Source organism: Lysobacter sp. (assembly GCF_035655815.1).
In the GTDB taxonomy this organism is placed as follows: domain Bacteria; phylum Pseudomonadota; class Gammaproteobacteria; order Xanthomonadales; family Xanthomonadaceae; genus Lysobacter_J.
This window is the reverse complement of record NZ_DASRTS010000046.1, coordinates 1-13,467: the sequence shown is the minus strand read 5'-3', so window position 1 is coordinate 13,467 and position 13,467 is coordinate 1. Positions and strand designations below refer to the sequence as shown.

Annotated in this window: 13 protein-coding genes; all 13 read right to left on the bottom strand. The window is 69.8% G+C overall.

What is annotated here, in order from left to right; translation table 11 throughout:
- The coding region (locus VFE83_RS13120) for a sigma-70 family RNA polymerase sigma factor (protein ID WP_324906840.1) at positions 1-488 on the bottom strand (488 nt) is incomplete at its 3' end.
- A complete protein-coding gene (locus VFE83_RS13115; protein WP_324906838.1) occupies positions 485-1,393 on the bottom strand; it encodes a MinD/ParA family protein in 909 nt (302 codons plus the stop codon). The genes VFE83_RS13120 and VFE83_RS13115, both read right to left, overlap by 4 nt.
- Positions 1,377-3,518, bottom strand: coding sequence for an AAA family ATPase (locus VFE83_RS13110; RefSeq protein WP_324906836.1), 2,142 nt, complete (start codon positions 3,516-3,518; stop codon positions 1,377-1,379). The genes VFE83_RS13115 and VFE83_RS13110 overlap by 17 nt, the downstream gene beginning before the upstream one ends.
- 236 nt (positions 3,519-3,754) lie before the next feature.
- Complete coding sequence (gene flhA / locus VFE83_RS13105) at positions 3,755-5,740, bottom strand: flagellar biosynthesis protein FlhA (RefSeq protein ID WP_414674742.1); 1,986 nt, start codon at positions 5,738-5,740, stop codon at positions 3,755-3,757.
- A gap of 104 nt (positions 5,741-5,844) precedes the next feature.
- A complete protein-coding gene (gene flhB / locus VFE83_RS13100; protein WP_324906833.1) occupies positions 5,845-7,008 on the bottom strand; it encodes a flagellar biosynthesis protein FlhB in 1,164 nt (387 codons plus the stop codon).
- Positions 7,009-7,129: 121 nt separating this feature from the next.
- Positions 7,130-7,918, bottom strand: a complete 789-nt coding sequence (gene fliR, locus VFE83_RS13095; protein ID WP_324906831.1) for a flagellar biosynthetic protein FliR — start codon at positions 7,916-7,918, stop codon at positions 7,130-7,132.
- Between the two features lie 531 nt (positions 7,919-8,449).
- Positions 8,450-8,719 carry a flagellar biosynthetic protein FliQ gene (locus VFE83_RS13090; RefSeq protein ID WP_324906829.1) on the bottom strand — a complete coding sequence of 90 codons (270 nt, stop codon included), beginning with the start codon at positions 8,717-8,719 and terminating at the stop codon, positions 8,450-8,452.
- A 4-nt stretch (positions 8,720-8,723) separates the two neighbouring features.
- Positions 8,724-9,599, bottom strand: a complete 876-nt coding sequence (fliP, locus tag VFE83_RS13085; protein ID WP_324906827.1) for a flagellar type III secretion system pore protein FliP — start codon at positions 9,597-9,599, stop codon at positions 8,724-8,726.
- Between the two features lie 139 nt (positions 9,600-9,738).
- Positions 9,739-10,152, bottom strand: coding sequence for a flagellar biosynthetic protein FliO (fliO, locus tag VFE83_RS13080; RefSeq protein WP_324906842.1), 414 nt, complete (start codon positions 10,150-10,152; stop codon positions 9,739-9,741).
- Between the two features lie 413 nt (positions 10,153-10,565).
- Positions 10,566-10,895: a flagellar motor switch protein FliN gene (fliN, locus tag VFE83_RS13075; protein ID WP_324906825.1), complete on the bottom strand. Its 330-nt coding sequence runs from the start codon at positions 10,893-10,895 to the stop codon at positions 10,566-10,568.
- 3 nt (positions 10,896-10,898) lie between these two features.
- Positions 10,899-11,948 (bottom strand): flagellar motor switch protein FliM, encoded by a 1,050-nt coding sequence (fliM, locus tag VFE83_RS13070; protein ID WP_324906823.1) that lies wholly within the window; start codon positions 11,946-11,948, stop codon positions 10,899-10,901.
- A 30-nt stretch (positions 11,949-11,978) separates the two neighbouring features.
- Positions 11,979-12,473 (bottom strand): flagellar basal body-associated FliL family protein, encoded by a 495-nt coding sequence (locus VFE83_RS13065; protein WP_324906821.1) that lies wholly within the window; start codon positions 12,471-12,473, stop codon positions 11,979-11,981.
- 381 nt (positions 12,474-12,854) lie between these two features.
- Positions 12,855-13,467, bottom strand: a 613-nt coding sequence (locus VFE83_RS13060; protein WP_324906819.1) for a flagellar hook-length control protein FliK, incomplete at its 5' end; no start/stop codon positions are given.

Sequence of the window (13,467 nt, the reverse complement as noted above, 5' to 3'; positions counted from 1 at the left end):
TCGCCGTCATGTTCCTCGGCGTGCGCGTCCAGGCTCAGCAGCTGGCCGCGCGCGGCCTCCTCGAGCATCTGGTGGTATTCGCCGATGCCGACGCCGAGTTCGGCCGCGACTTCGGCCGCGGTCGCGGCGCGGCCGGTAGCCTGCTCGACCGCGCGCGTGGCCGCGACCACGTCGCGGTAGCGGCGGTGCACTGAGCGCGGCACCCAGTCGCCGCGGCGGATCTCGTCGATCATCGCGCCGCGGATGCGGATGGACGCGTACGTTTCGAACGCGGCGCCCTGGTCGGCCTGGAAGTTGCGGGCGGCATCGATCAAACCCAGCATGCCGGCCTGGATCAGGTCGTCGATCTCCACGCTCGCCGGCAGTCGCGCGGCCAGGTGGTGCGCGATGCGGCGCACCAGCTCGCCGTGCTTCTCGACGATGTCGGTGGCATTGGGCGTGTCGGCGGCGCGCTGCGTCGCCTTGTACTGTGCAGCAGCGGCGTTCATGCGACGGCACTCCGCAGTGGATCGGCCGCGGCGTTGGCCGCGCCGGTCTGGGTGACCAGGCGTTCCATGAAGAACTCCACGCCGCCGCGCGGGCCCAGCGGCGCCTGCCAGCTGGCGGCGCGGCGCGCGATGTCGCGGAAGGCCAGCGCCGACGGGCAGCCCGGGAAGGCTTCGACGACGGCTTCCTGGCGCTGGATCGCGCGGCGCAGCCACTCGTCGCGCGGGATCGAGCCCAGATAATGCAGGGTCACGTCGAGGAAGCGTGCGCTGACGCGCTGCAGCTTCTCGAACAGCTGCTTGCCCTCGATCGCGTTGTTGACCTGGTTGCACAGCACCTGCACGCGGTTCACGCCGCGCTCGCGGCTGAGCACCTTGATCAGCGCATAAGCGTCGGTAACCGAGGCCGGTTCGTCGCAGACCACCACGATCACGTCCTGCGCGGCCTGGCAGAAGGTCAGCACGCTGTCGGCGATGCCGGCGGCGTTGTCCACCACCATCGCGTCGATCGGCAGGTCCAGCTCGCAGAAGGCATGCACCAGGCCGACGTGCTGCTGCGGCAGCAGCTCGGTCATGTGGCGCTTGCCCGAGGCTGCCGGCACGACCCACAGGCCGCGCGGACCTTCCAGCAGGGTGTCCTGCAGCTCACAGCGTCCGGCGAAGACGTCGGCCAGGGTGAAGCGCGGCGACAGGCCGAGCATCACGTCGACGTTGGCCAGGCCCAGGTCGGTGTCCAGCAGCAGGGTGCGCTGGCCGGCATGCACCAGCGCCATGGCCAGGTTCACCGACACGGACGTCTTGCCCACGCCGCCCTTGCCGCTGGCCACGGCGATGACGCGCACCGGCGCGCGCGCGGTGCCCGCGTTGATGGAGGCGGGAACGGCGTTGTGATCAGCTGGCGATGGCATGGCGGTCCTCGGTGGGGAGGGTCAGGGGACGCGAATCCAGAGACCCGAGGGGGTTATCGGCAGCACGTCGCACTTTCTCGAGGGTCATCGCCACCCGACGTGCGTCGGCGGCGGCCAGGTCGTGCGGGATCTGCTGCCCGTCGGTGGTGTAGGCCAGGCTCAGGCCATGCTGGACCAGCACCGACAGGGCCGAGCCGAGGCGGCCGGTCTCGTCGAGCTTGGTCAGCACCACGCCTTCCGGCGAGGCCGGGCGGTAGCGTCGGACCACTTCGCCCAGGTCGTGCGCGTTGCTGTTGGCCGGCAGCACCAGCAGGCTGCGCACCCGCTTGGCCGCGCGCAGCCACAGGATCTGGCCGAGCAAAGCGCGGTCGCGCAGGCCATGGCCGGCGGTGTCGACGATGACCAGCGGGTAGTCGGCAAGTTGGTCCAGGGCGTCGTTGAGCGCTTCCGGCCCGTTGGCCTCGCACACCGTCACGCCGAGGCGGCGGCCGAGGATGTGCAGCTGTTCGGTGGCGCCGGGGCGCTCGGTGTCGGTGGTGACCAGGGCGACGTCACGGGCGCGGTGGCGCTGGGCGAAGCGCGCGGCCAGCTTGGCGGCGGTGGTGGTCTTGCCGGCGCCGGTCGGGCCGACCAGGGCGATCACGCCGCCGTCGTCGATGGGCTCCTGGCGGGCCACGCTCAGCGAGCGCGCCAGTTCTTCCAGCATCGGCTCGCGGATCTGGGAAGGATCCAGGCGAGCGTCGATGCGGCCGGCGATGGCCTGCGCCAGATTTTCGTCGCAGCCGTAGCTCATCAGCGCATCGAAGGCGGCGGCGCGTGCCGGGGTGCCGCGCAGGCGTTCGACGCTCATCTGCGACAGCTCGCGCTCGATCAACTGGCGCATGGTGGCCAGTTCGTCGCGCATGGCGATGAAGGCCGGATCGCGGTTGTCGGCGACGGCGTGGAGGTGGGTCTGGGCGTTCGCGGTCGAAACCGCGGACGTGACGGCCACCTGAGCCCCTCTCCCTGTGGCAGAGGGGGTGGGGTGAGGGGCAACGGAGTGTTGGGTCAGCAGATCGATATATGACGCAGGGGCCCCAGCGGCAGCGACGTCGGCCACGTCAGCCTGATCGCGCCCCTCACCCTGGATCCCTCTCCCGGTGGGAGAGGGAAGCGAAGCGTCGTCGGCCCACAGGTCGGCTAGGCTGCGGTACTCGGGTGCCGTGTCGGTGGCGGGCATCGATTGCTGCCCTTCAACCGCGGCGACATCCGCCGATAGAGAGGGAGCAGCGTCACCGATGTCGACCGTAGCCGTGGGCGCGACCCGCGTCGGATCGGTGACGCTGTCCCTTGTTGCTTCATGCGCGTCCGCATCTTGCGATGCGGCCGTTTCGGCGAGCGCGACCTGCGCGGACGCCGCCGCCTTGAACTTCTCCTGCTGCGGGATCAGCGCGGCCATCATCGCGTCGAAGCGCGAGGTGTCCGGCGCAGGCAGCGAGGCAGCCACCAGCGTCTCGCCCTTCGGCGCGCGCGGCGGGGTGATCACCGGCGTGCCGTCGCCGATGGCGAACACGGCGCGGCCGCGGATCGGCGATTCGGCGATCTTCGAGCGCGCCTTGTCGGACAGGGCGACCACGGCCGGTTCCTCGCGTTCGATCTCGGCGCGCTCGGCCGGTGCGGCGCGGTCGTCGTCGGCGGTCGGCGCGGACTCGGCCGCGGGCGCGGTCCAGGCGGGCTTCGCCTTGGACGGCTTGGTGAGCAGCGCGGCCAGCGAACCCATGCGCGAGGACTTCGCCTCTTCGCGCGCTGCCGGTGCCTGCGGGCGTTCATTCGACAAAGCAGCCGTCATCGGGCTGACAGCCATGGCGGGTGCCGGCTCGCGCGCGGGCATCGCGACCACTGCAGCCGACGCTTCAGCGGCCACGCGCAGCGGCGAGGCCACCGGCGCCGGCATCGGCGGCAGCGACGGCAACGCGGCGCGCAGCGCCTGCTGTGCCAGGGATTCGTCGTAGTCCGTCGCGGAGACGATCTCGATGCCGTCCTCGACCGGACGGTTGGACAGGATCACCGCGTCGGGACCCTGCTCGTCGCGCACCATGCGCAGCGCGGTGCGCATGTCGGGGGCGATGAAGCGTTTGATTCGCATGGTGTGTGTGGCAGCGATGAGTGGGTTGGAAGGCTTTCTTGGCGGGGGTCGGGACCCGGGACTCGGGACTCGGGACCCGACTCGGGACTCGGGACCCGGGACTCGGGACTCGGAGGTGAAGCAACAGCAACAACAGCAACAACAGCAACAACAGCAACAGCGTCGGTGACTACTGGTCCTTGAAGCGGCGCATTACCTCGCTACCTCACGAGTCCCGAGTCCCGAGTCCCGGCTCTTCACCCAATCGCCCCCACCAACCGCAACCGCTTGTCCTCCGGCACCTCGCCGTAGGCCAGCACGGTCAGCGCGGGGACGCTGTGCCGCACGAGTCGGGCGATCGCGGACCGGATGCCACCGGGGACCAGCAGCACCGCGGGTTCGCCGCGGCTTTCCTGGCGGGTGACGCACTCGCTGAGGTTCTGATGCAGACGCTCGGCGAGTCCGGGTTCCAGCGCGGCGCCCTGGCCGCTGACGGAGTCCTGCAATACCCGTTCCAGAGCCGGCGCCAAGGTATAGACGGGCAGTTCGGCGCCCAGTCCGTTGAGTTCCTGCACGATGAAGCGGCCCAGCGCGGTGCGGACCGCGGCGGTCAGCAGGGCGGGGTCCTGCGTCTGCGCGCCGTGTTCCAGCAGGGCTTCGACGATCTGCCGCAACTGCCGCACCGGCACGCGCTCGGCCAGCAGCGACTGCAGCACGCGCACCACGGTCGACAGCGGCAGCAGCTTGGGCGTCAGGTCCTCGACCAGGCGCGGCGACGCGCGGCCCAGCGTGGCCAGCAGCTGCTGCACTTCCTCGTGGCCCAGCAGTTCGGCGGCGCGCTCGCGCACGATGTGCGACAGGTGCGTGGCGACCACCGTGGCCGCATCGACCACCGTGTAGCCCAGCGACTCGGCATGCGCGCGCTGGGTCGGCTGGATCCACACCGCATCCAGGCCGAACGCCGGGTCCTTGCCGGGAATGCCTTCCAGCTTGCCGAACACGTGGCCGGGGTCGAGCGCGAGGTGGCGGTCGGGATGGATCTCGCCGCTGGCTACCGGCACGCCATGCACCAGCACGCGGTAGCTGCCCGGCGCCAGTTCCAGGTTGTCGCGCACGTGCACGGCCGGGATCAGGAAGCCCAGGTCCTGGGTGAGCTTGCGCCGCACGCCCTTCAGGCGCGCCAGCAGTTCGCCGCCCTGGTTCTTGTCGACCAGCGCGATCAGCCGGTAGCCCACTTCCAGGCCCAGCGGCTCGACCGGGCGCAGCTCGTCCCAGCTCAGCTCCGGCTGCGCCGCGGCGGTGGCGGCCGCTTCGGTTTCGGCGGTTTCCTCCGGCGGCGCCAGCGAGCGCCGGTGCAGGCGCCACGCGGCGTAGCCCAGCAACGCCGCCAGGATCAGGAACGGCAGGTTGGGCATGCCCGGCACGATGCCGACCAGGCCCATCAGCGCTGCGGCCACGGCCAGCGCGCGCGGATGCAGCACCTGCGTGCTCACGGCTTGGCCCATCTCCTGCTCGCGCGTGGCGCGCGTGACCAGCATCGCCACGGCGGTGGAGATCAGCAGCGCCGGCAGCTGCGCGACCAGGCCGTCGCCGATCGCCAGCAGCACATAGGTGGTGCCCGCGTCGGCGAAAGCCATGTCGTGCTGGAGCACGCCGATCAGCACGCCGCCGATGATGTTGATGGCCAGGATCAGCAGGCCGGCGATGGCGTCGCCGCGCACGAACTTGCTGGCACCGTCCATCGAACCGTAGAAGTCCGCTTCGGCGCGCACTTCCTCGCGCCGCAGCTTCGCGTCCTCGCGGGTGAGCAGGCCGGCGTTGAGGTCGGCGTCGATCGCCATCTGCTTGCCGGGCAGGGCGTCGAGGATGAAGCGCGCCGACACTTCCGAGATGCGGCCGGCGCCCTTGGTGACGACCACGAAGTTGACGATGGTGAGGATCGCGAACACCACGATGCCCACCGCGAAGCTGCCGCCGATAACGAACTGGCCGAACGACTCGATGACGTGGCCGGCGGCGGCCGGGCCCTGGTGGCCGTGCAGCAGCACCACGCGGGTGGAGGCCACGTTCAGCGCCAGGCGCAGCAGGGTGACCAGCAGCAGCACGCTGGGGAAGACCGAGAACTCCAGCGGCCGCTTCACGTACACCACGGCCAGCAGCACCACCAGCGACATGGCGATGTTGATGGTGAACAGCGCGTCCAGCACCAGCGGCGACAGCGGCACGATGACCATGGCGAGCATGGCCAGCACCACCACCGGCGTGGCCAGGCCGCTGCGGATCGCGTGGCCTACGCTCCCGAGCGAGACGCGGCCTCCCGAAGCCCCCCTGTCAAAGGGCTGACTGCTCATGCCGTCGGGTTCCCGTCAGCGGCGTCGGCGGGTGTGCCGTCGGACAAGCCCTTGTCCACGGCGACCTCGCCCAGCGTCGGCATGGGGCCGTGCGCCGGATGCCAGCGCTTGAGCTGGTAGACGTAGGACAGCACCTGCGCAACGGCCGCGTAGAGCTTCACCGGGATCTCCTGGTCGATCTGGCCGTGGCGATACAAGGCGCGTGCCAGCGGCGGCGCCTCGACGATGCTCACGCGATGCTTGCCGGCCACGTCGCGGATCGCCAGCGCGATCTCGTCCACGCCCTTGGCGACCACCTTGGGCGCGCGCATCTTCCCGGCCTCGTACTTCAGGGCCACGGCGTAGTGCGTGGGGTTGGTGACCACCACGTCGGCGGTGGGCACGGCTTCCATCTGCTGCCGGCGCGACAGCTGCGCGGCGACCTGGCGCACGCGTGCCTTCACTTCGGGATTGCCTTCGCTTTCCTTGTATTCGTCGCGAAGTTCCTGCTTGGTCATCTTCAGGCGGTTGCGCCACGACCAGTGCTGCCAGGGCACGTCGATCAGCGCCAGCACGCCCAGCGCGCCGACCATCGCCAGCACCGCCCTGGTGATGAGCGAAAGACCGGTGCCGACGGCGGCTTCCAGCGGCATGCCGGCCATCGCCAGCAGGCGCGTGAACGCGCCGTACACCACCATGCCGCCCAGCCCGCCGATCAGCACCACGCGCAGCAGCGAACGCACCAGCTCGGCCAGGCTTTCCTTGCCGTACAGGCGCTTGAGGCCGGCCAGCGGGCTCATCCGCGCGAAGTCCGGCTGCAGCGACTTGCTGGCGAAGCGCAGCCCGCCCATCACCATCGGCGCGATGAAGCACGCGGCCAGCGTCGCCAGCAGGATCGGCAGCATCGGCAGCACCAGGCCGACGAGAAGGCTGGCCGCGCGCGCGAGCAGGCGGTCGTGCTGGCCCAGGATGGCCGGATCGATGGTCAGCGCCTCATGCAGCCATTCCTGCGACGCGCTGCCGATGTGCGAACCGGTGGCCACCAGCGCCATCGCCGCGCAGCCGAGCACGGCGACATTGCCCAGTTCGCGCGATCGCGGAACGTCGCCGCGTTCGCGCGCCTCGCGCAATCGTTTTTCTGATGGCTGTTCGGTGCGGTCTTCCTGGTCTTCGCTGGACACGGCGGTTTCCGGAGAGAACCGTCATCCCCGCGAACGCGGGGATCCAGCGACTTTCCAATGCATCAGGTGCGAAGGCGCTGGATTCCCGCCTCCGCGGGAATGACGAATCGGTGGAGAGTCGTCATGGAGTCAGCGTCCGGGCCGCTTCGAAAGCCGAGTCGAACAGACGCTCCACCGGCCCCTGCAGTTCGCGTGCCATCAGCATCAGCAGCACCAGCCCCACCAGCAGCGCGACGGGCAGGCCCAGCTGGATCGGGTTGAGCTGCGAGGCCGCGCGCGCCAGCACGCCGAAGGCCAGGTTCACCGCCAGCAGTGCCACCACCACCGGCAGCGCCAGCAGCAGGCCGGCCCGCAGCGCGGTGGAAAAGAACGTCGGCACCACCGACAGGAACTGCTGCATGTCTGGGATCGGTGTGCCCAGCGGCAACGCGTGGTAGCTGTCCAGCAGCAGCTTCACCAGCGCCAGGTGCCCGTCGAAGGTGAAGAACAGCAGTCCGAATACCAGATAGAACCACTGCGCCAGCACGGGCGAGGACGCACCGCTGAGCGGGTCGGCCATGGTCGCGAACGACAGGCCCATGCCCTGCGAAACCAGTTCGCCCGCGAACTGCCCGGCCTCGAAGGCCAGCCGCAGCACCGTGCCGATGGCGATGCCCACGGCGAACTCGCGCAGCACGGTCAGCGCCGTGGCGGCATCCACGCCCGCGGCCGGCGGCGTGGGCAGCAGCGCGGACAGCGCGCCTGCCAGGGCGAGGGTGGTGATCAACCGCGCGCGCATCGGCAGGCTGCGCCCGCTCAGCATCGGCATGGCCTGCATCGCCGCACCGATGCGGATGGCATGCCACAGCACGGTGCCGAGCATGCCGAACAGGTTGAGCCCGTCGATGACGGTGCCGGTGACGGGTTCCATTAGCGTGGGTTTGCAACGTTCGGGACGCTTTGCTTTCCGCCCGTCATTCCCGCGAAGGCGGGAATCCAGGGACTTTTCACGCTTCCCCGGAAGCGTCTCCGTGGCACTAGGCGAAGCGAAGAGAACGTCCATGGACAGTGCCGCCATTCGGCGGCCCAGGACACCCCGCCTTCGCGGGAATGACGAACGGTGGTAACCCGGGCAAGCGCAGCGCACCCGGGGGCTTTCGCGAGCGTCTGCGCCGCTACGCTCGGAACGGACGATGGAAGGCGGGTCGGGGCGGTTGTCACGATGCTTTCTCTCCTGCTGTTGCCGTCCATGGCGACACGTGCTCGGCTCCGGATCGCCCGGCCCGGACATCCCTGTCCGGGCGTTCGGCGACGCGCGCGCCAATGGCGCGGTGCATTGCCTTGGGTGACGCCGTGGATGCCATCCCTAGGCGTCGCGTGGCGGGCTTCGGATCGCCCGGCCCGGACATCCATGTCCGGGCGTTCGGCAGGCCACGCGGCAGTGCCGCGTTAGCGGCCTGCCTCACCCCACCAGGTGCGGAATCCGGTGGAACAGGTCCGTCGTGAACGACACCAGCTTGCCGAGCAGGAAGTGCCCGGTCAGTGCCAGCGTCGCCACCAGGGCGACGGCCTTCACCACGAAGCCGATGGTCGGTTCGTTGAGCTGCGTGGCGGCCTGGATCACGCCGACCACCACGCCGACGACGAGCACCGCGATCAGCGGCGGGGCGCCCAGCATCAGCGCCATCTGCAGGCCGCGGCCGATTTCGGTGAGTGCGGTTTCCGGCGTCATGGCGTCAGACCGGGTTGAAGCTGGCCGCCAGCGAACCGACCACCAGTACCCAGCCGTCCACCAGCACGAACAGCAGGATCTTGAACGGCGCGGAGATCAGCATCGGCGAGAGCATCATCATGCCCATCGACATCAGCACGCTGGCCACCACCAGGTCGATGATCACGAACGGGATGTAGATCAGGAACGCGATCTCGAACGCGGTCTTCAGCTCGCTGGTCAGGAACGACGCCGCCAGCACGCTGAAGGGCACGTCCTGCGGCGTCGCATACGGGCCGCTGTTGGACAGCCCGGCGAAGGTCATCAGGTCGTTCTCGCGGATCTGCGCCAGCATGAAGCCGCGGAACGGGTCGGACGCCGCCGCCCACGCGCTGCGGAAATCCATCTGGTCGTTGAGGTAGGGCGCGATGCCCGCGGCCCAGGCCTGGTCGAACACCGGCATCATCACCATCGCGGTGAGGAACAGCGCCAGCGCCAGCAGCACCTGGTTGCTCGGCGTCTGCCCGGTGCCGAGCGCCTGCCGCAGCAGGCCCAGCACGATGATGATGCGCGTGAAGGCGGTCAGTCCCAGCAGCGCCGCCGGCAGCAGCGTGATGCCGGTCATCAGCAGCAGCACCTGCATCGGCATGCTGACCGGCTCGCCCCCGACCTTGCCCACCGTCACCGCCGGCAGCGGCGCGCTCAACGCGCTGGCGGCAGACGGCGCGTTGGACGGCGTCGCCGCGAGGTTCTGCGCGAGCGGGGCTTGCGCGGCCTGCGGCTGCGCCTGGGCGAAGGCGGGTTGCGTCAGCGCGACCAGCACGAGTGCGAGCGCGAAGAGGGCCGCCAACGCGACGCGACGGAGGCCTGACGGGATTGCTGCAGCGAAAGCCGTCGTCATTCCAGCGAACGCTGGAATCCATTCTGATTTGGCGGTTGCGGTCGGTTGCACGGTCGGAAGATCAAGATGGATTCCAGCGTTCGCTGGAATGACGGGAGGAAGGAAGGGTTTTGCGAAGGAATCGACCGGCGCACTGCGCCTACGGCTTCTTCCCGAGATGCTTCTGCAGCAACTGCGCGAATGGCGTGGCGAGGTTCGGCAGTCCCGGATTCCCCTGCGAAACCTGTGCCGTGGGCAGCGGTTCGGCCAGCGTGTGCAGGTGGCGCATGCCGCCCTGGCCCACGCCGAGCAGCAACTGCGTGCCGCCCACGTCCACCACCACCACGCGGTCGCGCGGACCCAGCGCCAGCGAGGTGACCACGCGCAGCGCGTTGCCGCCCGCCACGCGACCGAAACCCGGCATGCGCCTGGCGAGCCAGCCCAGGCCGAGGATCAGCGACACCACCAGGATCAGCGCGAACACCGCGCCGCCGATGCCGGGGCCTTCGGCGGGCTTGCCGAAGGTCTGCGGTTTCGCGGGGACGCCGACGGTGGCGGTGTGTTTCTGTGCGATGCCTCCCGCTGTGGCTGCGGCGTTTGCGCTGACCTGTGCTGACGAGGTGGCTGTGTCTACTCCTCCCCCTGCTTGCAGGGGGTGAGGAGGGACTGCTTGCGCGCCATTGGCGCGCGCCCCGACGAACGCCATCGGGCTGTCGCCCGAGGGCTGCGGGCTGGGAGGGGGTGAGCCGGCGCGAAGCGCCGGGGTTGCCGGTGCTTCCTTGAGGCTCGCCGCGAGCGGCTCGCACCCCTCCCCAACCCTCCCCTGCGAGCAGGGGAGGGAGCCTTCCACCACCGCGTTTGGCGCGACCGACTGTGAAGCCGAGATCGAACCGGAAGCTGAAGTCGCTGCCGAAGCAGTAGCAGTAGCAGAAGCCGACGCCAGCAGCAGCGCCGCTTCCACGCCGTCGACCGAAAACACGTTGCCGCTCACCGCAGCCTCTTGATGCGCTCGGCCGGGCTGACCACGTCGGTCAGGCGCACGCCGAAGCGGTCGTTCACCACGACGACTTCGCCTTGCGCGATCAGCGTGCCGTTGACGTACAGGTCCAGCGGTTCGCCGGCGCCACGCTCCAGTTCGACCACCGAACCTTGGTTGAGCTGCAGCAGGTTGCGGATCGGAATGCGCGCGCGGCCGACTTCCAGCGACAGCGTCACCGGCACGTCCAGGATCACGTCCAGGTTGAGGTCGGAGGCCGCGCCGGCGTCGGCGGTCAGCGGATCGAAGGCGGCGCGTGCGGCGAATTCGGAAGGGTTCATGGCTCAGGACCTGGAAGGCGTGTCGGCGGTGGCCGGCGTGGAAACGGAAAGGGCGTGCTCGGGCTGCATGGGGTCGAACACCGGCGTGCTGCGCACCGCGTGCACGGTGTGCACCTTCACCGCGTTGCGGCCGTTGTGCGTGCCGAACTCGCCGGAGAACAGCGGCATCTGTTCGACCTTGAGCGTGGCCGTGCGCGGGATCTCGATCGGGATCACGTCGCCCACGCGCAGGCGGCACAGTTCGCGCAGGCTGATCGCGCGCTGCGCCAGCACCGTGCTCAGTTCGATCTCGGCATCGTGCAGCTGCGAGCGCAGGGCCACGGTCCAGCCTTCGTCGCGCTCGATGCGGTCGCTCTGCACGCCGGCATCCAGCTGTTCGCGGATCGGCTCGAGCATCGCGTAGGGGAAGGACACGTGGAATTCGCCGCCGCCGCCTTCCAGCTCGACGTGGAAGCGGCACACCACGATGTACTCGCGCGGGCTGATGATGTTGGCGAAGTGCGGGTTGACCTCGGAATTGAGGTATTCGAACTCCACCGGCATCACCGGCGCCCACGCCTCGACCAGGTCGGAGAACGTCTGGCGCAGCAGCAGCTGGATCACGCGCATCTCGGTGGGCGTGAACTCGCGGCCCTCGATACGGGTGTGGTACTTGCCCGACCCGCCGAAGAAGTTGTCCACCACGGTGAACACCAGGCGCGGCTCGAACATGATCAGCGCGGTGCCGCGCAGCGGCTTCATCTTCACCAGATTGAGGTTGGTCGGCACCTGCAGCGAATGCATGTACTCGCCGAAGCGGATCAGATCGATGCCGCGCACCGACAGGTCGGCCGAGCGGCGCAGCAGGTTGAACAGGCCGATGCGCCAGGTGCGCGCGAAGCGCTCGTTGATCATCTCCAGCGTCGGCAGCTTGCCGCGGACGATGCGGTCCTGGCTGGCGAAGTCGTAGTTGCGCGCCTCGCCCGGCGCCGCCGGCGGTTCGGTTTCGACCGCACCGCTGTCGACGCCGTGCAGCAGGGCATCGATCTCGTCCTGTGAGAGCAGGTCGCTCATCATCGCTGTGGTTCCCGTCGCAGGGTGGCGTTACTGCGTGACCAGGCTGGTGAAGAAGACGGCCTCGACCTTGTCGGCCGCGCCTTCCTTCTTCAGCACGCCGCGCACTTCGGCCAGGGCCTGTTCCTGCAGGCGTTCCTTGGCCGAGCGCTGCGCCAGCTGCGCGGCGCTCTGCTGGCCGAACAGGAGCAGCAGGCGGTTGCGGATGGCGGGCGAGTGCAGTTCCAGCGCGGCGCCGGTGGCCTCGTCGCGGGTCATCACCTGCACGTCGGCCTGCAGGTAGCGGACCGAGGTGGTGTCGGCCAGATTGACGACGAAGGCCGGCTCCAGCGCGTAGTAGCGCGCCGGCTGCGTGGCGGCCGGCTTGGCTTCGGCTTCCGGCGCGGCGCCGCCGTTGCGGCCCTGCAGGAACCACCACGCACCCGCACCGGCCAGGCCGATGGCCAGCAGGACGATCAGGATCCACAGGGCGAGGTTGCTGCTGCGCGGTGCGGGCGGAGCGGCGTTGGCGGCGGGCTTGGACATGCACGGAATCTCGGGACTAACGGATGCCGTAGCCGTGCAAGGGGTGTGCCGGGTGGTGCAGGGGTCGACTTTGGGCTTGCGCCGGTCGCGGGCGTGTAGCCCCTCTCCCACTGGGAGAGGGGTTGGGGTGAGGGGCGGCGGAGTAGTGGCGGAGCAGGTTGCTGGTGCCTGCCTTTCCGCTGCGAGAAGCAAAAACCAGCTTTGCACCGCATTGGAATTCGTGCGCTATGGCTCCGTTAGCCCTCACCCCAACCCCTCTCCCGGTGGGGGAGGGGCTTGAGACCGCACGTTCGAGCGCGACGGCTTCGTTCCCGTTCGCGGCAGGGAAAGCAATGCGTCGGGGTTTTGACGGCGAGGTCGCGTCGGACTCCCGACGGCGCCTTATGCGTATTCGTCCAGCAGTCCGCGCGAGGCCCGTGGTGCCGGACCCGGCGTCCAGCCACTGTCGGCATTGCGCTCGTTGCCGCCGGACGGGGCGGTCGAGCCGGCCTGGCCGTTCGACGGCGAGGGCTGGCCGTTCTGGCGCTGGCCCACGTCCGCCTGGCCTAGCTGCAGCCCGGACTGCCCCAGCATTTCGCGCAGGCGGGGCAGGCTGGATTCCAGCGCGTGGCGCACGTCCGCCTGGGCGCTGTGGAACTCGGCGTTGACGCGGGTGCCGTCCAGCTGCAGGCGCACGTCGATGGTGCCCAGGTGGTCGGGGCTGACGCGGATCTCGGCGTGGCCGACGCGCTGTTCGGCCATCCACGCGATGCGCGAGCCGAAGGCGTCGTCGAAGTTGGCGTCCATCGCGACCGGCGCCTGCGGCGCGACGGCGGCGGCGGTGCGGACCGCACTGGCGGCCGCGGACGCTGCCGTCGTCGTCGTAACGGCCGGTACCGGACTGTCGCCGAGGGCGGAGAGGTCCGGGCCTGCATCGGTTCCGCCGTCGTTGGCGGCGGCCATCGCGGTCATAGCGGCGAACACGGAAGGATCGCCCTCCGCGGCGGCGGGCGCG

Coding starts and splice junctions, on each gene's coding strand:
- VFE83_RS13065 (WP_324906821.1), bottom strand. CDS start 12,473: ATGTCCAAGCCCGCCGCCAACGCCGCTCCGCCCGCACCGCGCAGCAGC.
- fliN (WP_324906825.1), bottom strand. CDS start 10,895: ATGAACCCTTCCGAATTCGCCGCACGCGCCGCCTTCGATCCGCTGACC.
- VFE83_RS13115 (WP_324906838.1), bottom strand. CDS start 1,393: ATGCCATCGCCAGCTGATCACAACGCCGTTCCCGCCTCCATCAACGCG.
- fliR (WP_324906831.1), bottom strand. CDS start 7,918: ATGGAACCCGTCACCGGCACCGTCATCGACGGGCTCAACCTGTTCGGC.
- flhA (WP_414674742.1), bottom strand. CDS start 5,740: ATGCTCGCCATGGTCATCGTGCCGCTGTCGCCGCTGGTGCTGGACGCG.
- fliM (WP_324906823.1), bottom strand. CDS start 11,948: ATGAGCGACCTGCTCTCACAGGACGAGATCGATGCCCTGCTGCACGGC.
- VFE83_RS13090 (WP_324906829.1), bottom strand. CDS start 8,719: ATGACGCCGGAAACCGCACTCACCGAAATCGGCCGCGGCCTGCAGATG.
- VFE83_RS13110 (WP_324906836.1), bottom strand. CDS start 3,518: ATGCGAATCAAACGCTTCATCGCCCCCGACATGCGCACCGCGCTGCGC.
- fliP (WP_324906827.1), bottom strand. CDS start 9,599: ATGACGACGGCTTTCGCTGCAGCAATCCCGTCAGGCCTCCGTCGCGTC.